Source organism: Salinactinospora qingdaonensis (assembly GCF_039539445.1).
Taxonomy (GTDB): domain Bacteria; phylum Actinomycetota; class Actinomycetes; order Streptosporangiales; family Streptosporangiaceae; genus Salinactinospora; species Salinactinospora qingdaonensis.
The window spans coordinates 1-24,048 of sequence record NZ_BAABDD010000019.1 but is presented as its reverse complement, the minus strand read 5'-3'; the positions used below and the strand labels follow the sequence as shown (position 1 = coordinate 24,048).

At 69.3% G+C, this 24,048-nt stretch carries 28 protein-coding genes; 10 read left to right on the top strand and 18 right to left on the bottom strand.

Annotated features, from left to right (window positions below; translation table 11 throughout):
* The first annotated feature begins 261 nt into the window (after nucleotides 1-261).
* On the top strand, nucleotides 262-939 hold the full coding sequence (locus tag ABD848_RS17740; protein WP_344973434.1) for a DedA family protein: 678 nt from the start codon (nucleotides 262-264) through the stop codon (nucleotides 937-939).
* A gap of 40 nt (nucleotides 940-979) precedes the next feature.
* Here ABD848_RS17740 and ABD848_RS17735 read toward each other — a convergent pair whose 3' ends face one another.
* Complete coding sequence (locus tag ABD848_RS17735) at nucleotides 980-1,660, bottom strand: TetR/AcrR family transcriptional regulator (protein WP_344973431.1); 681 nt, start codon at nucleotides 1,658-1,660, stop codon at nucleotides 980-982.
* A 140-nt stretch (nucleotides 1,661-1,800) separates the two neighbouring features.
* On the opposite strand from ABD848_RS17735, the gene ABD848_RS17730 reads away from it, so the two are divergent.
* Nucleotides 1,801-2,742 carry a saccharopine dehydrogenase family protein gene (locus ABD848_RS17730; protein ID WP_344973428.1) on the top strand — a complete coding sequence of 314 codons (942 nt, stop codon included), beginning with the start codon at nucleotides 1,801-1,803 and terminating at the stop codon, nucleotides 2,740-2,742.
* Between the two features lie 548 nt (nucleotides 2,743-3,290).
* On the opposite strand, the gene def is transcribed toward ABD848_RS17730, so the two are convergent.
* Complete coding sequence (def, locus tag ABD848_RS17725) at nucleotides 3,291-3,998, bottom strand: peptide deformylase (RefSeq protein WP_344973425.1); 708 nt, start codon at nucleotides 3,996-3,998, stop codon at nucleotides 3,291-3,293.
* Nucleotides 3,999-4,316: 318 nt separating this feature from the next.
* Between def and ABD848_RS17720 the strand changes: the two genes are divergently transcribed.
* Nucleotides 4,317-4,667: an ArsR/SmtB family transcription factor gene (locus ABD848_RS17720; protein WP_344973422.1), complete on the top strand. Its 351-nt coding sequence runs from the start codon at nucleotides 4,317-4,319 to the stop codon at nucleotides 4,665-4,667.
* A 26-nt stretch (nucleotides 4,668-4,693) separates the two neighbouring features.
* On the opposite strand, the gene ABD848_RS17715 is transcribed toward ABD848_RS17720, so the two are convergent.
* Both ABD848_RS17715 and ABD848_RS17710 read right to left on the bottom strand, forming a co-directional pair.
* The gene (locus tag ABD848_RS17715; protein WP_344973650.1) at nucleotides 4,694-5,137 is read right to left on the bottom strand and encodes an SMI1/KNR4 family protein; all 444 of its coding nucleotides are present in this window, start codon (nucleotides 5,135-5,137) and stop codon (nucleotides 4,694-4,696) included.
* 205 nt (nucleotides 5,138-5,342) lie between these two features.
* Complete coding sequence (locus ABD848_RS17710) at nucleotides 5,343-5,804, bottom strand: nuclear transport factor 2 family protein (protein WP_344973647.1); 462 nt, start codon at nucleotides 5,802-5,804, stop codon at nucleotides 5,343-5,345.
* An 87-nt stretch (nucleotides 5,805-5,891) separates the two neighbouring features.
* Between ABD848_RS17710 and ABD848_RS17705 the strand changes: the two genes are divergently transcribed.
* Nucleotides 5,892-6,443, top strand: coding sequence for a TetR/AcrR family transcriptional regulator (locus ABD848_RS17705; protein ID WP_344973419.1), 552 nt, complete (start codon nucleotides 5,892-5,894; stop codon nucleotides 6,441-6,443).
* A 915-nt stretch (nucleotides 6,444-7,358) separates the two neighbouring features.
* Here ABD848_RS17705 and ABD848_RS17700 read toward each other — a convergent pair.
* From ABD848_RS17700 to ABD848_RS17685, 4 genes are all read right to left on the bottom strand, one after another.
* Complete coding sequence (locus ABD848_RS17700) at nucleotides 7,359-9,200, bottom strand: AMP-dependent synthetase/ligase (RefSeq protein ID WP_344973416.1); 1,842 nt, start codon at nucleotides 9,198-9,200, stop codon at nucleotides 7,359-7,361.
* A gap of 242 nt (nucleotides 9,201-9,442) precedes the next feature.
* Entirely contained in the window at nucleotides 9,443-10,228 is a 786-nt protein-coding gene (locus ABD848_RS17695) for a sporulation protein (RefSeq protein WP_344973413.1), read from the bottom strand.
* A 180-nt stretch (nucleotides 10,229-10,408) separates the two neighbouring features.
* The gene (locus ABD848_RS17690) at nucleotides 10,409-11,662 is read right to left on the bottom strand and encodes a multidrug effflux MFS transporter (protein WP_344973410.1); all 1,254 of its coding nucleotides are present in this window, start codon (nucleotides 11,660-11,662) and stop codon (nucleotides 10,409-10,411) included.
* Between the two features lie 145 nt (nucleotides 11,663-11,807).
* Nucleotides 11,808-12,641 carry an SAM-dependent methyltransferase gene (locus tag ABD848_RS17685; protein WP_344973408.1) on the bottom strand — a complete coding sequence of 278 codons (834 nt, stop codon included), beginning with the start codon at nucleotides 12,639-12,641 and terminating at the stop codon, nucleotides 11,808-11,810.
* A 459-nt stretch (nucleotides 12,642-13,100) separates the two neighbouring features.
* Between ABD848_RS17685 and ABD848_RS17680 the strand changes: the two genes are divergently transcribed.
* Nucleotides 13,101-13,277 carry a hypothetical protein gene (locus ABD848_RS17680; RefSeq protein ID WP_344973405.1) on the top strand — a complete coding sequence of 59 codons (177 nt, stop codon included), beginning with the start codon at nucleotides 13,101-13,103 and terminating at the stop codon, nucleotides 13,275-13,277.
* 2 nt (nucleotides 13,278-13,279) lie between these two features.
* Entirely contained in the window at nucleotides 13,280-13,663 is a 384-nt protein-coding gene (locus ABD848_RS17675; protein ID WP_344973402.1) for a tail fiber domain-containing protein, read from the top strand.
* A 189-nt stretch (nucleotides 13,664-13,852) separates the two neighbouring features.
* On the opposite strand, the gene ABD848_RS17670 is transcribed toward ABD848_RS17675, so the two are convergent.
* Complete coding sequence (locus ABD848_RS17670) at nucleotides 13,853-14,776, bottom strand: LysR family transcriptional regulator (RefSeq protein WP_344973400.1); 924 nt, start codon at nucleotides 14,774-14,776, stop codon at nucleotides 13,853-13,855.
* Nucleotides 14,777-14,857: 81 nt separating this feature from the next.
* Between ABD848_RS17670 and ABD848_RS17665 the strand changes: the two genes are divergently transcribed.
* Nucleotides 14,858-15,799 carry a serine/threonine dehydratase gene (locus ABD848_RS17665; protein ID WP_344973395.1) on the top strand — a complete coding sequence of 314 codons (942 nt, stop codon included), beginning with the start codon at nucleotides 14,858-14,860 and terminating at the stop codon, nucleotides 15,797-15,799.
* A gap of 202 nt (nucleotides 15,800-16,001) precedes the next feature.
* Here ABD848_RS17665 and ABD848_RS17660 read toward each other — a convergent pair whose 3' ends face one another.
* The 4 genes from ABD848_RS17660 to ABD848_RS17650 all read right to left on the bottom strand — a co-directional run bounded on the left by ABD848_RS17660 (nucleotide 16,002) and on the right by ABD848_RS17650 (nucleotide 17,905).
* The gene (locus ABD848_RS17660; protein WP_344973392.1) at nucleotides 16,002-16,508 is read right to left on the bottom strand and encodes a GNAT family N-acetyltransferase; all 507 of its coding nucleotides are present in this window, start codon (nucleotides 16,506-16,508) and stop codon (nucleotides 16,002-16,004) included.
* 59 nt (nucleotides 16,509-16,567) lie between these two features.
* Nucleotides 16,568-16,801, bottom strand: a complete 234-nt coding sequence (locus ABD848_RS25065; protein ID WP_425567599.1) for a methyltransferase domain-containing protein — start codon at nucleotides 16,799-16,801, stop codon at nucleotides 16,568-16,570.
* Nucleotides 16,798-17,088 (bottom strand): hypothetical protein, encoded by a 291-nt coding sequence (locus ABD848_RS17655; protein ID WP_344973387.1) that lies wholly within the window; start codon nucleotides 17,086-17,088, stop codon nucleotides 16,798-16,800. The genes ABD848_RS25065 and ABD848_RS17655 overlap by 4 nt, the downstream gene beginning before the upstream one ends.
* A gap of 76 nt (nucleotides 17,089-17,164) precedes the next feature.
* Complete coding sequence (locus tag ABD848_RS17650; RefSeq protein WP_344973385.1) at nucleotides 17,165-17,905, bottom strand: potassium channel family protein; 741 nt, start codon at nucleotides 17,903-17,905, stop codon at nucleotides 17,165-17,167.
* Between the two features lie 111 nt (nucleotides 17,906-18,016).
* Here ABD848_RS17650 and ABD848_RS17645 point away from each other — a divergent pair, with 111 nt between their 5' ends.
* Nucleotides 18,017-18,694: a lysophospholipid acyltransferase family protein gene (locus ABD848_RS17645; protein ID WP_344973382.1), complete on the top strand. Its 678-nt coding sequence runs from the start codon at nucleotides 18,017-18,019 to the stop codon at nucleotides 18,692-18,694.
* A gap of 16 nt (nucleotides 18,695-18,710) precedes the next feature.
* Here the strand turns inward: ABD848_RS17645 and ABD848_RS17640 are convergent, their stop codons facing one another.
* Nucleotides 18,711-20,237 (bottom strand): aminopeptidase P family protein, encoded by a 1,527-nt coding sequence (locus tag ABD848_RS17640; RefSeq protein WP_344973379.1) that lies wholly within the window; start codon nucleotides 20,235-20,237, stop codon nucleotides 18,711-18,713.
* A gap of 140 nt (nucleotides 20,238-20,377) precedes the next feature.
* Between ABD848_RS17640 and ABD848_RS17635 the strand changes: the two genes are divergently transcribed.
* Entirely contained in the window at nucleotides 20,378-21,001 is a 624-nt protein-coding gene (locus tag ABD848_RS17635; protein WP_344973376.1) for a nitroreductase family protein, read from the top strand.
* Here the strand turns inward: ABD848_RS17635 and ABD848_RS17630 are convergent.
* Together ABD848_RS17630 and ABD848_RS25060 are read right to left on the bottom strand one after the other, a co-directional pair.
* Nucleotides 20,953-21,459 carry a GNAT family N-acetyltransferase gene (locus tag ABD848_RS17630; protein ID WP_344973373.1) on the bottom strand — a complete coding sequence of 169 codons (507 nt, stop codon included), beginning with the start codon at nucleotides 21,457-21,459 and terminating at the stop codon, nucleotides 20,953-20,955. The two genes, ABD848_RS17635 and ABD848_RS17630, sit on opposite strands and share 49 nt — an antisense overlap.
* A gap of 37 nt (nucleotides 21,460-21,496) precedes the next feature.
* On the bottom strand, nucleotides 21,497-21,796 hold the full coding sequence (locus ABD848_RS25060; protein WP_425567593.1) for a helix-turn-helix domain-containing protein: 300 nt from the start codon (nucleotides 21,794-21,796) through the stop codon (nucleotides 21,497-21,499).
* Here ABD848_RS25060 and ABD848_RS17625 point away from each other — a divergent pair.
* The gene (locus ABD848_RS17625) at nucleotides 21,746-22,033 is read left to right on the top strand and encodes a hypothetical protein (protein ID WP_344973370.1); all 288 of its coding nucleotides are present in this window, start codon (nucleotides 21,746-21,748) and stop codon (nucleotides 22,031-22,033) included. The two genes, ABD848_RS25060 and ABD848_RS17625, sit on opposite strands and share 51 nt — an antisense overlap.
* 34 nt (nucleotides 22,034-22,067) lie before the next feature.
* On the opposite strand, the gene ABD848_RS17620 is transcribed toward ABD848_RS17625, so the two are convergent.
* Nucleotides 22,068-22,949 (bottom strand): oxygenase MpaB family protein, encoded by an 882-nt coding sequence (locus ABD848_RS17620; RefSeq protein WP_344973367.1) that lies wholly within the window; start codon nucleotides 22,947-22,949, stop codon nucleotides 22,068-22,070.
* Nucleotides 22,950-23,021: 72 nt separating this feature from the next.
* Nucleotides 23,022-23,975 (bottom strand): threonine ammonia-lyase, encoded by a 954-nt coding sequence (locus tag ABD848_RS17615; RefSeq protein ID WP_344973364.1) that lies wholly within the window; start codon nucleotides 23,973-23,975, stop codon nucleotides 23,022-23,024.
* Nucleotides 23,976-24,048 lie beyond the last annotated feature (73 nt).

Sequence of the window (24,048 nt, the reverse complement as noted above, 5' to 3'; positions counted from 1 at the left end):
CGCGCCTGGAGGTGGGGACGACACGCCCGGGCGGATGGTGGCGGTGGGGAGCTGCTGTGGCTCAGCCGAGCAGGGGCTTATGGCCACGGCGCACCGCCGCGGGCGCGCTCGCCTGTCGCGCGCGCGTGCGCCGAGCGTCTAGCGTTTCGGGGGTGAGCGTTGCCCCCTTTTCGCTGCTGTCGTTGCCGGTTTCTGCCCCCGTGTGTGGGTCGTGGCGGTGTCGCTGCGGCCCGTGGCCCGGCCCGGTGGTGGACCGGCGCCATGGTTGAGGCGATCAACGAGCTGATCGCTGCGGCGATGGGCTCGCCGTGGGCGTTGCCGGCCCTGTTCGTGGTGTGCCTGCTGGATGCGTTCTTTCCGGTGGTGCCCAGCGAGACCACGGTGATCGCCGGGGGTGCCCTGGCCGCGGAGGGGCAGGGCCACGTGGTGGTGGTCATGGCGCTGGCCGCGCTGGGCGCGTTCGTGGGGGATCACGTTTCCTATGCGATTGGTCGGGGGTTGGGCAGCCGGGCGAGTGCGCGGCTGCTGCCTGGACGCCGAGGCCAGGCCGCGTTGGCCTGGGCCGGGGCGGCGCTGCGGGAACGCGGCGGGGTGATGATCGTGGCGTTGCGGTTCGTGCCGGGCGGGCGGGTGGCCACCACGCTCACCGCGGGCACGCTGGAGTATCCGTTGCGGCGTTTCAGCGGCTTCGCTGCATTGGCGGCGCTGCTGTGGGCGCTGTACTCGGGGCTGGTGGGCTACTTCGCCGGGGAGGTTTTCGCGGGGAACCATCTGCTGGCGGTGACGGTAGGGGTGGGGTTTTCCCTGGCGATCGGCGTGGGAACCGAGGGGGTGCGTTTTGGACTGCGCCAGCGCCGGCGCGGGCGGGCGGCCTCGGCTGAGCAGGTGCTGTCTTCAGCGGCCAGCAGCCCCGGTTCCGGCGAGGGCCGTGCCTGGTGAGCCGTACCGCCGTGCCCGGCGGTGCTTACGGGCGTGAAGTTCAGCAGGCTTCCCCTGGGGTGGGGGCCGTAGCCACTACCTGCTCCAGCAGTGCCTGACGTACCCAGCAGCGCCACTGGTGAGGTGTCCAGTTCCGTTCCACGGTGAGCAGCGTGTAGGTCTCGGGGCTGAGCAGCATCAGGGCGATGTCGGTGGCGGTGTCGACGTCGAGCCCCGGGCGCAGCGGTGTTTTGGTGGCCAGGGCTTCGATCAGGACCCGCTGGACCGTGCGGCGCTGCTCGATGTTGGTGCGCCAGATGTGGGCCAAATCGGGGTCGACGGCAGCCGCGCCCCGCACGACCTGCAAGAGCGGTGCGGCCCGCCGCAGGATCTGGCCTACTCCGGCGACATGGCGGCGGACCTGTTCGGCGGGCTCGGCCATGGCGAGAGCGTGGCGCAGCCAGGGACGCCCCAGGGGGTCCACGGGCTGGTCGTCTCCGGCGATGGTCAGGTCCAACGCGGCGGCCAGGATGGCCGGTTTGGTCTTGAACGTGTAGTAGACCGTCTGCACACTCACCCCGGCTTGGGCGGCGATGGTTCGGATGCTGGTGGTGGCATAGCCGGATTCGACGAACAGGTGGGCGGCCGTGCGGGCGATCCGCGTGCGGGTGGCGCGGGAGCGGGCGGTGCGCCCGTCTCCGGCGCTGTCGTCGAGGCCGGGGCTGGGGGAGGCGCGACTCATGATTTGACTGTAGCGCGACTACAAATATCTCATTGGAGGATGAGTACAAAAACATGGTGGAGGGAGTGCCCGACCACCCCACTGCCCCTACTTCACCTACCCTCGCACACCCCCCAACCCCGCGCGGCCGCGCGCCCCTCATGCGCGTCCTGATCCTGGGCGGCTACGGGGCGGTGGGGGCGCGGGTCGCCGCCGAAATGCGCGCCCACGGCCATCTCGCGCGCACGGCCGGCCGCGACCCCGCGCGCGCCGATGTGCCCGTGGACCTGAGCCGACCCGAGGCGCGGGACTACCAGTCAGCGCTGGCTGGCATCGACGTGGTCGTCAACGCCGCTGGCGTCGAAGATCCCGACCTCGTCACCGCTGCCACCAGTCGTGGGGTGGCCTTCGTCGACATCACCGCCACCACCAGTTACGTGGCCGCTTTGGAGCGGCTCACCCCCACCGCCCCGGTTTTGGTCAACGTGGGGCTGGCTCCGGGAGTGACCACCCTGCTGGCCGCGGCCCTCCACCGTGACCGTCCCACCTCCAGCATCGACGTAGGGGTGATTCTGGGGGCGGGCGAAGCCCATGGGCGGGCCGCGGTGGCCTGGTCTTATGGCCTGCTTGGCAGCGACTTCCCCGACCCCGCCACCGGCGCGGCGGTGGGTAACCTCACCCAGGGGCGCACCTTCCACCTGCCCGGTTATGGGCGACGCCGCCTCTACCGGGCCGACTTTTGCGACCAGCACACCCTCACCCGCGACCTGGGGGTGGCAGTACGCAGCCATCTCGCCTTGGATTCGCGCGCACTGACCACGGCACTGACCCTGCTGACCCGCCTGCCCGGCGTGCAGCACCTGCGGCTGCCCACAAGGCTGCATCTGCCCGGCCGCGACGACTGGCTGGTGGTGGCCACCACGGCGACCAACGAGAGCAGATGGGCCAGCGGTCGCAACCAGTCCCAGGCCACCGCGCTCGTGGCCTCGCTGGCGGCGACCACCGTCACCGGCCTTGCTCCGGGGGTGCACCACCTGCATCAGCACCTGTCTACCGACCATCTCGCGCGCCTGCCGGGAATCCACCTGGCGGGCGCGCGGTGAGGGGGCTGTTGCGAGCGGCGCGCGGTGGGTCCCGCTGAACCACGGCCCTCCCGGGGCGGCGGCGGTCGTTTCCCGGTGGCCGCGTCCTGTGGCGGGGAAGCGGTGGCGCCCACGACACCGCCGGGGTTGGGGGACTTCCGAGGGAGGTGGCCACTTTGGCATGGTCGATGCCGCGGCAGAAGCCGCCGTGGTGCCAGAAGTGGCCCCACTGGCCCCGCCGCCACGGCGCCACCTTGGCCAATCATGTGGCATTGGTCTGGTTGGGAGGAAAACGCGACAGATAGCTTTAGGTGATCGAGGGGTTTTATAGAGTAGCGCCTTGGGTGTGGTGGGTGCGCCGCGCGGCGGTCCGCAACGGAGGCCGGTGGAGACGCGCTGGGCGTGGCGGGCGTTTTGGCGCAGGCCGGCTCTCGCCCGACGTCACGATGGTCTCCCCTCCCCGCGAGGAACGGGGAGGGGAGACCATCTCCCGGCTGCGGCCAAAAGAGCGGCAGCTCCGTGGCGGTCCTCCGGCTGTGTTCGCACCGTCACGGAGCTGTGAGTGGTGGTCAGGCCGGTGGGGCCGTGGAGTCGGGATGGTCCTGCCCGGTGGTCTCGCCGGCGAGTTGGGCGGCGACGGTGGCGCGGCGGGCGAAGACGTCTTCGCGCATCTCGGCCATCTCTTTGAGGACCTTCTTGCGTTCGCGTTTGGGCAGCCGGTCGATGTAGAGGCGCCCCAGCGTGTGGTCGGTTTCGTGTTGGAGGCAGCGCGCGAAGTAGCCACTGCCGGTGAGGCGCAGCGGTTGGCCGGTCTTGTCGAGGCCGTGCACGGTGGCGTGTTCGGCGCGGGGCAACTCGGCGTGGGGGCCGGGCACCGAGAGACAGCCTTCGTTTTCCACCAGCAGCGGGGTTTGAGGGTCGCGCTCTTCGAGGACGGGGTTGAGGATGTGGCCCACGTGGCGCACCCCGTCGTCATCACGGCAATCGTAGACGAATAGCCGCAGGTCGACGCCGACCTGGTTGGCGGCCAGTCCGACCCCCTCGGCGACGTACATGGTATGGAACATGTCGTTGATGAGGGTGTCTAGGTCGGAGGTGGCGAACTCGGTCACGTCGGCGTTGGGCCGGTGGAGGACCTCCTCACCGACAACGGTGATCGGCAGTGCCCGGCCGCGTTGGCTTTCCGGCGCGAGGTCGGGGTAGGTGTCCACGGGCTCACCTTGGACCTGGACGCGGGTGGGTGGGGCAAAGCGGTCGGAAACGTGCTGCTCGGGCATTGCTGTGTGGTCCTTTAGTGATTCGTGCTGCGGTTGGGTGGCCCGTGGCCACCCGTGGGTGTGACCTTTGGAAACTACCGTGTGATGACGGTGGTGGGCGCCGCGGCGTGGAGCCGGCGACGCTGTGACTCACCACGGTAGTCGGGGCTGGCGTGGGTGGGGCAGCGCTGTGAAAACCGGTGGTTTCCCCTGCCCGAAGCGGCGAGCGCACTGCGCTGACCTGCGCGTCTGCTTGTTTTGTGCGCGCAGCGCGACCTAGCGTGTCTACTCGTGGGTCCGACGTGGGACCGCAGATGCCGGTGGGGTGGGTGAGGGGTTGTGAGCGACACGATCAGTCAGGCACTGACGGCGTTGAGTAATCCGACGCGGCGTGAGCTGGTGCGGCTGTTGTTGGAGTTGGGGCCACAGCCGGTGCAGCCGTTGGCTGCGCATTTCGAGATGCGTCGTCCCAGTGTCTCGGAGCATTTGAAGGTGTTGCGGGGCGCGGGGTTGGTGGGCGAGGAGCGGCGGGGACGCCAGCGCGTCTACCGGCTGCGCACGGGGGCGCTGCTGGAGGTGGTGGAGTGGTTGGCCCCCTATGAGCGGTTCTGTCGCCGCCAGCCGGCGGAGGCGGTAGACGGCAGGGGCAGCGGGGCCTGTGCCGGCCCACCAACGGCCAGCGATAGCTGAGGGCGGCACCCCGGTGGCGGCGGGTGCTAGCGAAACCAGGCGTTGCCTTCGGTGAGGCAGCGCACGAGGTAGTCGCGCAGCGAAACCGCGGCCAGGCGCCGCTGGTCGGTCTCGTGGTCCCAGACGATGATGGCGGGGCCGTAGTCGGTGTAGGCGTAGGCGAACTGGGGGCCCATGTCGGTGTCGCCGAAGAAGATCAAGGCGTCGAAGGGAGCGTAGAGCTCCACGGAGTCGGGATCGGCGCGCATGGCGAGGTTGTCTTCGGCGATGCGCTGGGCGGGCCAGACGATCGCGTCACCGTAGTCGTTGGTGACTCCGTCGGTCTCGCGTAGGAGGCCGGCTAGTTCCAGGGGCAACGCCATCCCGAGCGCTTTTTCGATGCCCACGAGCACCGCTTCGTCGGCAGGCTCGGGCAACTCCGCCTCGGGGTAGAGGTCACCGATCAGTTCGCGCCACACACTTTGAATCATCACATGATCAGTAGAGGGGTCGTAAAAGCTCTTGATCGGCGATTCGCTGATTAGTGACCAGATTGGTCCCGATCGCCACCGACGCCGATCTGGGCTCGATCGTATCCTGGCAGGATCGTGCAGGGAGACATTCGGCTGGAGTCGGGCCCTGACGCGGTGTGACGGGCGTCATCGCCGGCTCCGACAATGACGCCCGTGGGGCGGTCTACTGCACGGGTAGGGCCTTGCCGTGTTCGGATTCGGGGCGGGGGCCGACGATGCGGCGCTGCTCGGCGGGGATGGCCACGTCGTTGATGCTGGCTTCGCGACGGCGCATCAGCCCATGGTCGTCGAACTCCCACAGTTCGTTGCCGTAGCTGCGCCAGGTTTGGCCGAACTCGTCGTGGCACTCGTATTGGAAGCGTACAGCTATGCGGTTGCCGCGAAAGCCCCACAGTTCCTTGCGTAGCGCGTAGTCGAACTCCCGTTTCCACTTGCGGGTCAAAAAGTCGATGATTTCGTTGCGTCCGATGATGAACTCGTCACGGTTACGCCAGACGCTGTCTTCGGTGTAGGCCAGGGCTACCCGTTCGGGCTCGCGGGTGTTCCAGGCGTCTTCGGCGGCTTGGACTTTGCGCAGCGCACCGGCCTCGTCGAAAGGTGGCAGGGGCGGGCGAGCGGTCATGATTCCTCCCAACAAGAAGAGAACGCACGTTCTCTCGGGTTGTGCGTTATCGTAGAGAACGATCGTTCTTCAATGCAAGGTAGGGATGTCATGGACGTAGACACGGCCCACGAGCGGGTGCTCGAAGCCGCGGAAACCCTGTTCTACAGCCATGGCATCCAAACCGTAGGCATGGACGCCATCCGCGCCGAGTCAGGGGTCTCCCTCAAACGGCTCTACCAATGTTTCCCCGCCAAAAACACGCTCGTCGCCGCCTATCTCCACCGCCGCGACGCCCGATGGCGCCGTGACCTCAGCGACTTCGTCGCCGCCCACCCCACGCCGGCCCCGCGTGTCTTAGCGGTGTTCGACTTCCTCGACCGCTGGTTCGCCTCCCCCGACTTTCGCGGCTGCGCCTTCATCAACGCCTTGGGCGAGCTCGGCGGCACCTCCGAGGAGGTGCGCCTCGCCGCCCGCGACCACAAACAGCGCCTGCACGCCCAAGTCGACACGTGGCTGCGCGAAGACGGCATCACCGCGGCCAACGCCGCCTCCCACCTCCTGCTGCTCATCGACGGCGCGATCGTCTCGGCAGCCACCGGCCTCAACCCCCACGCCGCCCAGCAAGCCCGCGCCGTGGCCGCCACCCTGCTGCCCCTGTAGCTACGCCGCTGCCCCACCGCCTCCGGGCAAAGACCTCACCCCCACAGATGTCGCATGCGACGACCGTCTCGACCGTGACTGGCTCTAGGAGCATGTTGTCCACCGGCGCTACTGGAACCACGACCACGCCCAGGCACCCCCGGACACCCCAGGGCGCCTACGAGCGCCACAGCAGCGATGGTGGGCCTTGCACGCGCTGTCGGCGATAGATCGCGGACCCTGGCCCACCTGGCCGATGTCGAGACGACACATGGCGCCGGTCAGGGGGTGGCAACGCAGCCGCTGCGGAGCATGATCGAGTGGAGAGGGATGCTGCCCACCCCCGACGCCCCCCGCTTCAGCTTCGCCCCAGCCGCTCCCCCCTCGATGGAGCGCGCCTCGCGCCTGCCGCGCATACACCTCTGACTCGTGAGGTGACTCACGTCACGACACAGGAGGGGTGGGGCTGGAATTTCACCGCCTCCGTGTGGTGTTGTGGAGGGTGCGGACGGTGCGGTAGCAAGTGTCCCCCGGGCTCCAACCACTGCCTTCGCGGAATACCGCGCCCGCCGCCCCACCGTGGAGGTGGGGCCACGGGCGGCCTTCGGAGCCGCGTTGCGCCACGCGCCGTGAGGCGACCGCCGTACCGTCCGCCCTTGACCCGCACCGGCCCGCCACCCGCAGGTGGCGGGCCGGTCACCGTTGGGGACCGAATGCGTGGGCTTGACGCACCCACCGCCCCCCTGGATTTCCCGATCACCTGGCCTGGCGCAGCCGCCCCTACGGAAGCGCATACGCCCCGGCCCAGCCCTCGGCCGACAGCACCGACAGTATGGGGGCTTTCCCGCGCTCGAAGAACACTCCTATCAGCCCTCCACTCCAGGCACGCCCTAGGGGCGACGGTGAAGACCCCGGGCGGCCACCGCCCGGCGGGAGTTAGCGGCGCACGTTGTACATCCCGTCGATTTCCTCGGCGAAGGCCCGCAGGATCGTGTCGCGGCGCAACCGCCCATCGGGCCGCACCAGCCCGTTGGCGACACTGAACTCCTCGCCCAACACCTGGAACACCTGGATGGCCGCTGCCGGCCCCACGGCGGCGTTGGCCCGCTCCACCGCCTGCTCGACTTCGGCCACCAGCCGCTGGTCGCCAGCCACCTCCTGGGGCGGTGTCGACAACGGCACCCCGTTGACCAGCCGCCAGTAGTCCAATTGGTCGGGGGAGACGGTGATGAGCGCTCCCACGCAGGGCCGCCCATCGCTGATGATCACCACCTGGCTGACCAGCGGGTGCTCGGCCAGCACCCGCTCCAACTGGGCCACCTCAGCCGCAGTGACCGCCCCCGGAGTGGCCTCGCCCCCGCCCGTGTCCTGGGCCGCCGGCGCCCCAGCAGAGCGCGCCACCTGACGCTGGTGCAGCACCAGGTGTCCCTCCTCGTCGAGGGAGCCCACAGCGCCGGTGGCCACCCATTCCGGCGGTGGGGTGAGCGCCGTGAGGTCCCCGCCGCCGTGGTAGTAGCCCACAAACGACGGCTCGCCGCGCACCAGCACCTCACGGTGCGGGCCGATGCGCACCTCCATGCCGGGCAACGGCCGCCCGACGGTTCCCACCCGGTTGGCGCTGGGGTCGCTCAACGTGCACGCCCCGCCGGTCTCGGCCACCCCGAAACCGGCCACCACGGGCAGGCCCGCGCCGCAGTAGAAGTGGGCCAGCCACGGCGGCACCACACCCCCGCCGCAGACGATGAGGCCGACCCGGCCACCCACGGCGTCGCGGAAGCGGGCATAGAGCCATTCCGACATCGCTCGCGTCACACGCCGCCACGGCCCGAAACGCCGCTGTTGACTGGCTTCGATGGCCAGTTCCACTCCGGTGGCAAAGGCCGAGGCGCTGTCGCGGCCACCGGACTGGTAGCGCTGGGCGGCATAGATCCGTTCCAGCAGCGCAGGGGTGGCCAGCAGCACCGTGGGACGAAACAGCCGCGCCTGGCTGTCGAGGGGGACATGAGGGGCGGGAAACCCCACTGGGACCTGCGCCATGAGGCAGGCCACCACGGCGGTGAGTCCGAACACGTCGGCCGGCGGCAGGTGCATCAGCACGCGGGGAGAGGCCGGCGTGCCCGCTCCCCCCGAGGCGAGCACGCCGATGCTGCGCTGGGCGCTGGTGAGCAGGTTGGCGTGGCTGAGGACGACGCCGGCGCCCTGGCGCGTATGACCCATCGGGTAGACGATGGCGGCGGGGTCGGCGCGCGTGGTTTCCTCGCGGCGAAACCGCACGGCCGAGGCGTCCATGTAGGCGCCCAGCCGCGCGATGGGTTCGGTGCCGTGGTCGTCGTCGAGGCGCCACACGCGCGCGAGGTCGAGTAGTTCCCGCTGGAGCGCGGCCACGGTCTCGGCGTGGCGCCCTGGCTCCAGCACGACCGCCGCGGGCCGACTATGCCGCAGCAACCTCGATACGCGCGCCCGCGACCAGCCCGGGTGTAGCGGCACGACGATCGCGCGCACGGCCCAGGCGGCGCAGGCGAGCACCGTCCACTCATAGCGCGGGCCGCACACGAGCGCTACCCGGTCGCCGGCGCCGACCCCGGCGGCGATGAGCCCTTTGGCGACTGCGCTGACCTCGCGCTGAAACGCGGCGGCCTCGACGGGCTGCCAGCTTTGGGAGGTGGGACGCAGCAGCAGTGGAGCTTGGGGGGCGTGCTGGGCGTTGTGGTAGGCCACCTCCCCCAGCGACTCCAACCGCGGTGTCGGCAGCGCCGGTTCCGCCCGAGACTGGCCCATGGCGTGGTTACTCCTTGTGTCTTCATGGCCGCGTCGCGACGATGCAGGCTGGCGCATTCACTGCTCCGCCAGCAGGGTGCCCCCTGTAGGGCACACGTGTGTCACCTTAGGGCAATACGGGGACGCCTCGACACCGTCGGTGAGGGGCCGGCGTCGAGGTTGACCACGGCCCGGTCCTGGCTGGGACCGGGCCGCAGGCGTTGGCGGGAGTGGGGGCACACGCCGCGCCGAGGGGGCGGGGCTTAGAGCCAGCCACGGCGCCCGGCGATGCTACTGATCCACTGGTGTAGGTAGTCGGCCCAGTCGGTGTGGGAGAACGCCTGGTGGTCGACGGTGAAGGAGTGGAAGGTGTCGCGGCCCTCGGAGAACAACAGGCCGGGCTTTTTGTCCATTTCCAACACGACGTCGACGGCGCGCTCGTCGCTGATGAAGGTCAACTCCAGCTCGTTGAGTCCTTGGTAGTGCGGCGGGGCGTAGAACTCGATTTCTTGGTAGAAGGGCAGCCGCTGGCGGGTGCCGCGTACGTGACCGCGTTCCATGTCGGCGTTTTTGAAGCGGAATCCGATGCGGCCCAGCGCGTCCAGGATCGCCTGTTGGGCGGGCAGGGGGTGGACCGCGACGGGGTCCAGGTCGCCGGGGTCGATCGCCTTGGCTATCCGCAGTTGGGTGTTGACACCGAGGTTCATCTTGTGCAGGTGCACCCCCTGATGGGTGGTCACCGGTGTTTCCCAGGGCACCCCCAACTCGAAGGGCACGGTGTAGCGCGCACCGGCACGCAGGTCGAGTTCCCCGCCGATCTGTTGGCGGTGGAATTCGATGTCTTGCTGGTACTCCTGGTCGCCGGACTCCACCTCGACCTTGGCCTGTAGCCCCACGGTGAGCGCGTCGACCTGCTGGTCGACGTCGCCGCCTTCGATGTGGACCTCACCGGCCACGACCGAACCGGGCACGACGTTGGCGTCGCGAAGCACCGTCTCTACCGAGGCGCCGCCAAATCCCAGTCCGGCCAACAGGCGTTTGAAAGCCATAGCCTCGCTCCTTTTTCCGCCCGGCCCCGCCTGGGCGGAAAAAGGAGCCGGGCCGTCGTGTTCCACGACTACGGTGTTGTTCGTGTCCGCCCATGCATGCACAGACGTACCACGTCAGCCCAGGGTTCCCAGCGTAGGCAGCGGTTTCGTCGCTTCACCGGCCGCGTCGGCGGTGTGACGCTAGGCAGGGACGCCGGCGGGGCGCCGCCCGAGGGTGCAAAAGGCGACGGTGGCGGCGATCGCGGTGGCGGCCATCACCACGGTCATGCTGGTCAGGCTCGCCTCGCCGCTGGGGGTGAACCCGGCGAGCGCGGCCAGCCCGCCCCCCAGGGCGAACTGCAACGTGCCCACCAGTGCTGAGGCGGTGCCGGCCACAGCGGGCTCTTGGCTGGAGATGGCCGCTGAGGTGGCGTTGGGCATGATGCCGCCGGCCCCCAGCATCATCACCATGAACGCCACCGTCACGGTGACTAGGGTGGCGGTGCCGGTGAGGTCGAGCACGGCCAGTGCGGCGATGGCCGCCAGGAGGGTGGCCAGCGCCGCGCCCAGGCGCCCTCTGATGCTCACGCGGCCGATCAACGCCGCGTTGAGTTGGGTGCTGCCCACGAGCGCGATCGCGGTCAGGGCGAAGATCAGGCTGAACTGTTGGGCGGTGGCGCCGAATTCGTTTTGGGCGACGAAGGAAAACGCCGAGACGTAGGTGAACATGGCGGCAAAGCCCAGCGCCAGGGTCAGGGCCGGCCCCATGAAGCGCGCCTGGCTCAGCAGGGTTGCCACCGTGCGCAGCAGGCTGGCGGCGCTGACCGGGCGGCGTTGGTGCCGCGGCAGGCTCTCGGGCAGGCGCAGCCACACCAGCGTCACGCTCAGCGCACTGACCGCGCCAATGACGGCGAACGACACTTGCCAGGGGCCCACGAGCAGGAGTTGGCCGCCCAGCACGGGCCCCAGCATGGGGGCCACGCCGATGACCAGCATGAGCCGGGAGAAGAAGCGGGCGGCGGCGTCACCGTCGAAGAGGTCGCGCACGACGGCGCGCGAGACGACCGCTCCGGCGGCGCCGGCGATGCCTTGGATGAAACGCAGCACCACGAACGCCCCGGCTGAGGGCACGAACATGCAGCCCAGGGCGGTGAGGGTGAAGACGATCCCCCCGACGATCAACGGCACGCGCCGCCCCCAGGCATCGCTCATAGGGCCGATCACGAGCTGTCCGAGCGCCATGCCGACCATGATCGCGGTCAAGGTGAGCTGGATCTGGGATTCGGGGGCGCTGAGGTCGGCGGCGATTTGGGGCAGGGCGGGCAGGTAGAGGTCGGTGGCCAGGGGCCCGGTCGCGGTGAGCATGCCCAGGATCACCACCAGCAGCGCCGTGGAGCGGCCGGTGCGGGGTAAGTCCGCGGCGGTGGGGGCGGCTACATCGGTCTGCGTGCTCACAGAGGTCTCCTCGCGAAGAAAAGGTGGGGAGGTCACTGCGGCGCATTGGCGCCATGTGGCTGCAACGGCGCTGAGACGTCGACCATGCCCGCCACCGGCGGTGATGTGCGTTACGCAGGCGTGAGCTGCGGCGATGCGGCGGGGGTTAGGGCTTGCGCGCCACCCCGCACAACAGCAGGTGTTGGTCGTTGCGGAGGTGTTCGGGCGGGGGGCCGTCGGGCCACCAGTGCGGCAGGAACCCCACGCCGGGTTCGACGAGGTCGGTGCCCTCGAACAGGGCGGTGATCTCCTCGCGGCTGCGGAACCGGCCACTGCCCAGCCCTCGCAGGCACACCTGCTCGGTACGGCGGGCCTGTTCGGCGAAGGCGCCGCCGGGGTTGAAGAAGTGGGAGATGGCCATCATCGATCCCGAGGGCAGCCGGTCCAGGTAGGAGCGGACCAGCCGGTGGGGCTCGTCGGTGTCGTCGAGGTGGTGGATGATGCTGATGAGCAGTAGGCCCACCGGCTCGTCTAGGCGCAGCAGGCGTTGGGTGGGCTCGGCGGCGAAGACCGTCTCGGGGGCGCGGATGTCGGCCACGACCACCCCGGTCTGGGCGTTTTCTTCCAGCATGGCGCGGCCGTGGGCCAGCACGATCGGGTCGTTGTCGACGTAGACGACGCGGGCGTTGGGGGTGACGCGCTGGGCGGCCTGGTGGGTGTTTTCCATCGTGGGAAGGCCCGCGCCCAGGTCGAGGAACTGTTCGATTCCCAGCCGGCAGAAATAGCGGGTGACGCGGATCAGGAATTCCCGGTTGTCTTTGCACACCAGCGGCATCTCGGGAACGAGATCACGGACTTGTTCGGCCAGGTCGCGGTCGACCTGGAAATTGTCTTTCCCGCCCATCATGGCGTCGTAGGACCGTGCGACCGAAGGGCGGGTCATGTCGATGTCGGGGGGAGAGGTCGCCGTAGATCCGGATGTTCTCGGGATGCTCTTCATGGGGCGATCCTTCCATAAAGCCTACAGCCACCTCCAGGCACCGCCCCCTACCACACCAAAAGCACTTTTTGTCCAATTCGATGGTGATGTGAAAATCCATTCTTTTGGTTCACGAATAAGGTTTTGGGGTGCAAGGCGCGCCTGCTGCCCTGCGCCCATTTCGGCAAGCAGCGCCTATCTGCACCCCGACCCATTCCCGCCCGCTCTTTACCGAAAAGAGCACGGACTCCCCGATGCTCGCCCAGCGGCGCCGCCCCCACCTCCAGCACCTCCCCCGAGCTGCCCCCACCAGAGCAGGCCCCACGGGAACCCGCGGCCGGCTGCGGCGGACCCGCCGGCGGCGACTCCCAGACGCGGCACCGCCCCTACGGCCACTGATTAGGCAATATCGCTGCCAGCAAACACGTGATCACGTATAGTCGTCGACGCTGGTATGAAACCAACGTCACAAGGAGCGTTATGCCTACCCTCCGTCGGATCGCCGCTGTCGTCGCTACGACCTCGGCCAGCCTGGCCGGCGCCGCCTTCCTGGCCAGCTCAGCCCACGCCAGCGGCGGGCTTCTGGGCCCGCTGAGCGGCATCCTCAGCGACCGCCGGGTCAAAACCGACGTCACCGGTGTCGACTGGAGCCGCTAGCGGTGGGTCGCAACGACCAGGGCCGCCCCGACACCGGGGCGGCCCGCCCCCAACCCCCCGCCCCGGTCAACGGCTTCGAGGTCCTCACCAAGCTCGCGGCGCTGCCGGTGAGCACATGGCGCTACGACTGGGAACCCGAGCACGTGCGCCACCTCGGGCCCATGGCCCAGGACTTCCACGCCACCTTCGGACTGGGCGAGACCACCACGACGATCCCAATGGTGGACGCCAACGGCGTCGTCATGGTCGCGGTCCAAGCGCTGCACCGCCTCGTCACCGACCTCCGCGAGGAGGTGGCCCACCTGCGCCACCAACTGGATCAGGTCCACGCCACCGGCGCACCCCCCGCCACCCGCGAAGCGACCGACCCCGCCCAGCCCGACTGATCCGTGCCCGCTTTCCGTTGGCGCCTCACCTGGCCCCGCGCCGGCCCCCTCGGGTGAGGCGCCGCCGCAGACGGAGGCGCCGCCCGGCACTGTCGCCCCTCGGCTGTAGCGCGCTCGCCTCTGGGCAGGCAAGGCCGGCGATCCGGTGGCCGGCCCCAGCACCACCAGTGGAGCCCCTGTCGTGCCGCGTCACAGCACTGCGGCCAGCGCCTGCTGAGCGCACCGACGCAGCATCGCCACCAGCGCCGGCACCGGCTCCTGAGCCCGCGCCCGGTGCACCAGGTAAATATCGCGCGCCAAGGCCACATCGGCCAAGGACCGCGCCACCCAGCCACCGGCCGGGGCCGCCCCCACGATGGTGCGCGGGATGAGCCCGATACCGATCCCCGCCCCGATCAACGCCAGCGCCACCTCATAGTCACGGGTCTCGTAGGCCACCTTGAGCTCGACCCCCAAAGCGCCGGCGCTACTGTCGAGCGCCACCCGATTGGGCACCCCCGGCGCACCACAGATCCACTCCTGGTCGGCCAGCTCAGCCAGCCCCACCTCAGGCCCGGCGGCAGCCGGGTGATCGGCCGGCACCACCAGCAGCAACGGATCAACCAACAGCTTCTCCCGCCGCAGCCGCGAGCGCTGTAGCCCCGGTAGCGCCACCCCGGGATAGCGGTGCGTAATGAGCAAGTCGATATCGCCGGAGGTGACATAGGCATAGCCCCCCGGCGGCTCCACATCCGACAACGCCAACCGCACATGCGGATGGGCCTGGCCAAAAGCCGCCAACGCCGCCGGCACCAAAATCTTGCCCGCACTGGGGAACGCGCCCAGCCGCACCAACGGCGGCTGGGCCCCCACTCGGGCCCGCACCGCCGCCTCGGCATCGCGCAACTCCCCCAACACCCGCTCGCCGTGGGCCAGCAGCACCTGCCCCGTATCCGTCAACGTCACCCCGGCACGGCCGCGCTCCACCAGCGCGCACCCCACCTCCCGCTCCAGCTTGCTCAACTGCTGCGACACCGCCGGCACGGTAAACGCCAAGCGTTGCGCGGCAGCCGTGAGCGAACCGGCATGGGCAACCTCAACCAGCACCCGCAGCCGCTGAGCATCCACCCCCACCCGCCACCCCCTAAAGCTATGCTTAACCTCGTTAAGCAACCACAACTTTAACTTAAGGACTGTGGTGGGCACAGTGGAAATATGACACCCAGCACCCCAGCAGCACCCGCCAGCCACGCCCCCACCAGCGCCGACGTGGCCGCAGCCGCCGACCGCATCGCCGGCTACGCGCGCCACACCCCCATCCTGCGTGCCCACCTCAACGGCCGCCCGCTGCTGCTGAAGCTGGAACACCTACAACTCACCGGCGCATTCAAACTCCGCGGCGCCCTCAACGCCCTCATGGCCGGCCCACCCACCGACCACATCATCACCGCCTCCGGCGGCAACCACGGGCTGGGCGTGGCCACCGCCGCCCGCCTGTTGGGCCGCCAGGCCACCGTCTACCTGCCCGAAACCACCCCCGAGGCCAAAACGCGCCGCCTGGCCCGCACCGGCGCCGAACTCATCAGCGTGGGCCAGCACTACGCCCACGCCGCCGACACCGCCCAGCAGCGCGCCCGCACCGACGGCCTGCACTACCTGCACGCCTACGACGACGCCCAGGTCATCGCCGGCCAAGGCACCCTCGGCCGCGAGATCGCCGCCCAAGCCCCCGACTGCGACAGCATCGTCGTCGCCGTGGGAGGCGGCGGGCTGGCCGCCGGGGTGCGGCTGGGGGCAGATCCCGCCACCACCGTGGTCGCCGCCGAACCCCGCGGCTGCCCCACCCTGCACGCCGCCCTGGCCGCCGGCGCTCCCGTGGAGACCAGCGTGGACTCGGTGGCCTCTTCGGCGCTGGGCGCCTCCCGCCTGGGAACCCTGCCTTATACGGTCATCAGCCACCACCCCATCCACCCCACCCTCGTTGACGACGACCAGATCGTGGCCGCCCGCCAGCGTTTGTGGGAGGAGTTCCGCCTCGCCGTCGAACCAGCCGCCGCCGTACCGCTGGCGGCCTGGCTCGCCGGCGCCGTGCCCGGCGCCCTGCCGTGCCTAGTGATCTGCGGCGCCAACGCCGACTGGACCCCACACGAGGGGTAAGGCCTCGTTACTGGCGCGGGAATCGACCACCAGGGCGCTGCCCGGGCCCCATGAGGCGTTCCTGGCGGCGGAAGCCACGGAGAACACAGATCACTCAAGCAACACCCTCCCGCCAGTACCGCCCCCGATATCACCCCACGACCGTAGGGCCAGGACGGGGCCGCGGTTCCCCAGGCTGTCCCCCGGGCCGCCACAGGCGCAGTCACAGGCCGAACGCGGCAGGATACCGAATGGTGCCGGTGGGGATGGGGCGGGTGTCGTCGAGCGCCATGGCCATCATGGCCTCGTCGGGCACCTCGAAGGGAACGTGGATACCCAACCGAGAGGCCACAGTGAAGCCAAACCGCGGATAGTAGTCAGCATGGCCCAGGACAACAACGAGGTTCTCCCCCCTCGCCTGGGCGGCGTCCAAGGCGGCGCGGATGGCGGCGGAGCCGGCGCCGGTGCGCTGGAGCGAGGGCAGCACCGCGCACGGCGCTAGAGCGAGGGCGGGGGCGCCGTCGACCCGGCATCGCGTGAGCAGAGCATACCCGACCGGACTACCGTCACCGGTGGTGGCGATCATCGACAGGCCCTCGATCCACGCCGTGGGGTCGGCGCGCAGGGCGTCGACGAGGTCGGCTTCCTCAGCGGTAGGGAAGGCGGCCAGGAGGATGGCGCGGATGGCGGGGATGTCAGCGGCGGTCTCGGGGCGGGTGATCCATGTCATCGTGGTAGTCCCGTTTCCACTGGAGACGATGGCGTTCGCGACACGGGGGGCGACGGAGGTCATCTCAGTCTCGAGGGCAAGGACACCGCCGGGGCGAGCAAGCGGCGCCAGGCTCGCTGGACGGTGTCGAAGCCAACCGAGTATATCGACGCCTCGGCCCAGCTCACGTCGAAGCTGCGATCGGGAAATGGAAGCCGCCCCATCGAGGGGGTGGCGATCGTGACCTGTTCGCCCAGACACTGGCGTGCCGCCTGGGCTGCCCGGCGGTCCACGAAGGACTGGCGACCGGCTATCTCGCTAACGCCGGCCCACCGGTGAGCTCCTGCTCGATGCGCACCGCCAAATCCACATCCACCACCGTCACCCCACCTTCCCGAGGCGAGGCCACCCGCAGCACCCGCCCCGCCGACGTGGTCGACGTCGACACGTGGTCACGGTCGGCGCCGGCCACCCGCGCCGCCGTGGCCTCCACATCGCCGTACTCGCGCGGGGCCGCCCGCGCCAGTCCCCCGTGGTCGTACTCCCAATGCACCAAACTCGCCAGAGCCACCGAGATCTCGTTGTCGCTCAACCGACGCATGATCGCCTCCTGGCCGTACCACTGTGACCACGCACATCCACGACAAGACGATCCCGCTACCCTACCGCCGGCGGGCCTACACCCCCTCATCACGGCGGTGCTGCTCACCCTCCAGCCGCTGCCGCAGCGCCCGCACCTCAGCCGTCAACGCGGCCACCTGGTCCTGGGTCGCGGTGGCCGTCTCCTCGGTTTCTCGCACCCGCTCGGTGAACCACGAGGCCAACGTCCCCGTCACCACACCCAACAGCGCGATCCCGGCCAAGAACAACGTCATCGCCACCAGCCGCCCCGAGACGGTCACCGGATAGTAGTCGCCATAGCCCACCGTGGTCACCGTCGTGGCCGCCCACCACAACGCATCCCCCAAACTGTCGATATTGGCCCCCGGCGCGCCCCGCTCAGCGTCCAACACCGCCACCGCCGCGCAAAACACCACCAGTGCCGTCACCACCGACACATACATGCTGACGTTGCCACGCAAGCTCACCGAGAACCGCCGGTTCAGCAACTGCACCACGTGAATCAGCCGCAACGCCCGCAACGGCCGCAACAACGGCAACGCGATGATCAGCAGATCGAACCAGTACTGCTTGACAAACCGCCACCGCTGCTGGGCCAACACCAAACTCACCGTGTAGTCCACCGCGAACAGCGCCCACACCAGCCACGTCGTAAACCGACACGCCTCCCGCCACGGCTGGGCACTGTGCGGGTCAATGATGGGCCACGCCCAGGCCCCCAAGAAGATCAGCGCCGCCGCCGCAAGGGGAAACTCAGTCCGGCGACGCCACGACTCCAAAGCTGACTCGTTGATCATGACCACCATCGTCGGGGGCAACCGCCCCCAACACCAACCCCACCTCAGACCGGTATGTTCGGTTTGTGCGCATGGCCACAGCAGGTGGCCCCCGACAGCCAAGGAGGATGGGTGCTCTACGACACGGTTCGGCGACTGGCCGGGGTCATTGCAACAGTGCTCTACCGCCCCACCATCGAAGGACGCGACCACGTCCCCAGCACCGGACCCGTCATCTTGGCCAGCAACCACCTGTCGTTTTCCGACCACATCGTGATCCCCCTGGCCGTATCACGCCGCGTGCGCTTCCTCGCCAAATCGGAATACTTCACCGGTCCCGGCCTCAAAGGACGCCTCTCCAAAGCCACCTTCGAAGCCCTCGGCGCCGTGCCCGTCAAACGCGGCACCAACCGCGACGCCATGACCTCCCTGCACACCGGCCTCGACCTGCTCGCCCACGGCGAAGCCTTCGCCGTCTACCCCGAAGGCACCCGCTCCCGCGACGGACGCCTCTACCGAGGCCGCACCGGAGTGGCCTATCTCGCACTCACCTCAGGTGCCCCCGTCGTCCCCGTCGCCCTCCTGGGCACCCAAGACCTCCAACCCATCGGCACCCGCATCCCCCGCATCCGCCCCATCACGGTGCGCTTCGGCCCCGCCATGGACTTCTCCACCGGCTACGACCACATCAAACCCAGCAAAGCCCGCCGCGTCGTCACCGACGACATCATGGACGCCATCGCCGCCCTATCCGGCCAAGAACAAGTCGAGGCCTATAACACCTACCCTCCCACCGACGACCCCACCTAACCCCCAGTCCTCGCCGCTACGACGCCATCACCTCAGCCATCCACGCCTGCACCGCATCGGCCTCCCGCGGCAACGCCGCCGACAACACCCGACGACCCGACGACGTCACCACCACGTCGTCTTCGATACGCACCCCGATACCCCGCAGCTCCTGCGGCACCGTCACATCATCAGGCTGAAAATACACGCCCGGCTCCACCGTCAACACCATGCCCGGCTGCAAATCCGCCTCCAAATGGCACTCGGTACGCGCACTGGCACAGTCATGCACATCCAACCCCAACATGTGCCCCGTGCCATGCAACGTGTACCGGCGCTGCAACCCCAACTCCAGCACCCGCTCCACCGGACCCTCCAACAGCCCCCACGCGATCAACCCCTCAGCCAACACCCGCTGCGCCGCCTCATGGAACGCCCGAAACGCCCGCCCCGGCGCCACCGCGGCAATCCCCGCCTCCTGCGCGGCATACACCAACTCATACACCTGCCGCTGCACCGGCGTGAACTCCCCCGACACCGGCAGCGTGCGCGTCACATCAGCGGTGTAGAGCGTGTCCATCTCCACCCCGGCATCCAACAGCAACAGATCCCCGGCACGCACCGGCCCGTCATTGCGCATCCAATGCAACGTGGCCGCATGCGCCCCGCACGCAGCGATCGTGCCATAGCCCACATCATTGCCCTCGACCCGCGCCCGCCGAAAGAACGTCCCCTCCACATACCGCTCCGAGGTGGCCTGCGCCTGCGGCAACTCCCGCACCACATCGACAAACCCACGCACCGTCGCATCAACCGCGCGCTGCAACTGCCCGATCTCCCAGTCATCCTTGACCAGCCGCGCCTCATGCAACGCAATCCCCAACTGCGCGTCACGCTCGGCAGCCACCCGCTCCGTCTCACCGCGCTCCTGCCCACTCCCCTCCTCACCACCACGCACCTGCGCCAACACCTGCTCCACCTGCGCATCATGGCCCCGCACCACCCGCGTGGGCACCGCCGGCGCCTCCCGCAACACCTGCGGCAACTCCCGCACGTCCCGCGTGGCCACCCCCAACATCCGTGACGCCTCCGCAAGACTCGCCCGACGCCCCGCCCACAACTCACCATGACCATCGAGCCAAAACTCACCATTGTCCCGGTTAGACCGGGGCCGCACATACACCGTCACCTCATGGCCGCCCCCCGCACGCGGCTCCAGCACCAAACACCCCTGCTCAGACTGATCCCCCGTGAGATAGGCATAGTCACACGAAGCCCGAAACGGATACTCCGTGTCGTTGGAGCGCGTCTTCAACGTCCCCGCCGGCACCACCAGCCGCTCACCGGGAAACCGCGCACTCAACGCCGCCCGCCGCTTAGCCGCATACGGCGCCTGCTCCACCAACTCCACATCGCGACGCTCCGTATCGGCCCACCCCGTGCGCATCCACGCCGCCAACTCCTCAGAAACACTCTGATAAAACCCATTCTTACGCGGCGTGAACACCGGAGCCGCCCCCGCACCCTCGTCGCCGGACTCACTGTGACGCTGCTGCTCACTCACGACTCAACGCTCCATCCTGACCTACCCCGTGGGCCGGCCCCACCAGGCACCGCCAGCCCCTTCCCTCACCCATGGTAGGAGCCCACCCCACCCACGACAGGCCACCACCCACCCCCCACCAGCCCCGCTACCATGCCCCAATGGAGTTTCGCCAGCTCGTCGCCGCCCGCCACATGGTGCGCCGCTTCGACCCCCACCGCCCCGTCCCGCGCGCCAGCCTCCACCGCATCCTCGACCACGCCCGCCGCGGCCCCTCAGCCGGCTTCTCCCAAGGCCAAGCCTTCCTCGTCCTCGAAGGCCCCCACCTGCGCCGCTTCCTCAACCAAGCCGGCAAAACCGCCGGCAACGCCCCCCTCATCATCGTGCCCATCGCCAACAAAACCGCCTACCTCGACCGCTACGCCCACCCCGACAAGGGCTACCCCGACCGCGACGAAACCACCTGGACCATGCCCTACTGGCTCCTCGACACCGCCATGGCCGCCCTCCTCATCCTGCAAACCGCCGTCGACGAAGGCCTCGGCGCCTGGTTCTTCGCCCTCACCCCCCACCACCGCCCCCTCCTGCACACCACCTTCGACATCCCCCACGACCACGACCCCATCGGCGCCATCGCCATCGGCTACAGCGCTCAACCCCACCCCCGCGACCTCACCACCCGCCGCCGCCCCCGCGACGAAATCATCCACTACGGCCACTGGGGCCACCCCCTGCCCTACGACCCCAACGACCCCACCCCCGGCAACGACTTCACAAAACGGTAATAACGCCGCACCCCCGACGCATCCACCCCCACCCCCGCCTCCAACTCATAGCCCAACGCCTCATACATCGCCACCGCCTCCGGCTGACTCGGCCCCGTCGTCAACACCACCCGCCGGTAGCCATACGCCCCCGCCTGCGCCTCCAACTCCGCCATCAACCGCCGCCCCCACCCCCGACGCCGCTGCCCCGCCGCCGTCCAAATCCGCTTGAACTCACACGTCACCCCATCCACCCGCCGAAACGCCCCACCCGCCACCACCGCCCCCGCCACCTCAACCACCAACACCGCCCCACCAGGAGCAGCGAACTCCCCCGCCTCACCACCGGCCATCTCCCGCCACGCCGCCGCAGCCCCATACCGCCGCGTGTACTCCGCCAACAACTCCTCCACCATCGGCCGCACCACCGCATCTGCCAACCCCACCCGCCGCACCCGCACCTGCGACACCGAACCCATATCCACCCTCTCGCGCTCGCAGCCAACACCTACGCCACTATTTCCCCCCACCCACTCCCCCACGGCCACCAAACATCTCCCGATAGGCCCGCGGCGAAGTCCCCACCACCCGCGTGAAATGGTGACGCAACGTCGCCGCCGTAGCAAAACCCGCCGCCACCGCCACCCGCTCCACCGTCCAATCCGTGCTCTCCAACAGCTCCCGCGCCCCCACCAACCACCGCAACGGCGTCGTCGCCACCTCAAAACGAAACCGCCGATTGAGGCTACGCACACTACAACCGGCATGCGCAGCGATCTCAGCCAACGTCAACGGCCGATGCAACCAGGCCTGCATCCACTCCAGCGTCGCCTGCAACCCCGCCGCCCGCCCCACCGGCTGAGCCTGGGCAATGAACTGAGCCTGCCCCCAGCACGCTGGGGAGCCATCACCAACCGCCGCGCCACAGCCGCCACCAACTCCCGCCGCACCAAGTGCAGACACACATCCAGCCCCGCCGCCACCCCCGCCGAGGTCAACACCGTGCCGTTGTCAACGAACAGCACCGAGGCATCCACCGCCACTCCCGGCTAGCGGGGTGGCCAGAGTGGGGCACCCCACCCCTCACTCACCCCCAACCACCACGCGGCCACCCCCGCCGATCCAACACATACCCCGCCGCCCGCAACCGCTCCTGCGCACGACGCGCCCGCCGCACCGTCGCCGGATCAAAAAGCCGGTCATACACCACCGCCGGCATCGCCGCCAACCCCGCCCGCACACCCCGCAACGCCACCGTCACCACCGCCTGCCCACCCGGCACCTCCGGCAACACCCCATACTCCCGCCGCGCCCACCCCGGCAAGCTGTAATAGGCCAACGCCCCCACCGGCGCCCACACCGGCTTAAACACCGCCAACCCCCGCAACCGCCGCGGCATCTTCGGCCACAACAAAAACCGCACCGCCGCCCGCGCCTCCACACCAGCCCGCAACCGAGGCCGCATCCCAGCGAAATACTCCCGCAACTCCCCCACCGAACCCGGCACATCCTCACGCGCCAACCCCACATACGTCGCCGTATGCCGCTGCTCAGCCACATACCGATCCGCCTCATCCGCGCTCAACCCCACCCCAGCCCGCCTGACCACATCCAAATACGACACCACCTCCGCACAGTGCACCCACACCAACAACTCCGGCTCATCCACCCGATGCCACCGCCCCGTCGCCGGATCAACAAACCCCAACCGCCGATGCACCGCCCGCACCCGCCGCCCCAACTCCGCAGCCTCCCCCGGACTGCCATACGTCGTCGTCGCCACAAAATCAGCCGTACGCAACAACCGCCCAACCGGATCAGACATGAAATCCGAGCGCTGCCACACCCCCTGCATCGCCACCGGATGCAACGCCTGCAACATCAACGACCGCACCCCAGCCACCCACATAGCACGATCCAACTGCACCCGCCACGTCACACTCTCCGGCGAAACAACCGTAGGAGCCATACCTCTTCACCACACCCCTCACACAACCCCACACAACAACAAACCCCCGCCCACTCAGCCTAACCCGCGCCCTCACCCCCGCCCATACTCCCCCACCACCCGCGCCAACACCCCCCGATCCGCATTACCCCCCGACACCACCGCCACCGTCGAACCCCCCGGCGCCTTGCCCGCCAACTGCGCCGCCACCGCAACCGCCCCACTCGGCTCCGCCACCATCCGCCCCTCACACACCAACGCCCCCATCGCCGCCAAAATCTCCTCCTCACTCACCGTCACCACACCATCCAACCGCTCCCACACATGCGCAAACGTCAACTCCGACAACCCCACCCGCACCCCATCAGCAACCGTGCGCGACCGCTCCTCCACCGGCCACACCACCAACCGCCCCTCCCGCACACTCTCCGCCGCATCCCCCGCCAACTCCGGCTCCACCCCCACCACACGCACCCCCGGCCGCAACGCCTTCACCGCCGTCGCCACCCCCGAAGCCAACCCCCCACCACCCACCGGCACCAACACCGTCTCCACCTCCGCCAAATCCGCCACAACCTCCACCCCAACCGTCCCCTGACCAGCAATCACATCCCGATCATCAAACGGAGGCACCAACACCTTCCCCTCCGCAGCCGCCACCTCCCACGCCACCTCCTCCCGACGCCCCGCATCCACCACAACCACCCGCGCACCCAACCCCCGCACCGCAGCCACCTTCACCTCAGGCGCCCCCCGCGGCACCACCACCACACACTCCACCCCAAGCCCCCGCGCCACATACGCCAACGCCCGCCCATGATTACCCGACGAATGCGTCACCACCCCCACCCCACGGCGCGCCACCTCACGACACGCCAACGCATTCGCCACCCCCCGCACCTTAAACGCCCCCACCGGCTGCAACCCCTCCGGCTTCACCCACAACCGCCCCCGCGCCCACGGACACGGCACCAACGGCGTCCGCACCGCCCACCCCCGCACCCGCTCCACCGCAGCCCACACCTCAGCAATGCCAACCAATTCCATACCCCACCCCAACCCCCCCCCCCCCCCCCCCCCCCCCCCCCCCCCCCCCCCCCCCCCCCCCCCCCCCCCCCCC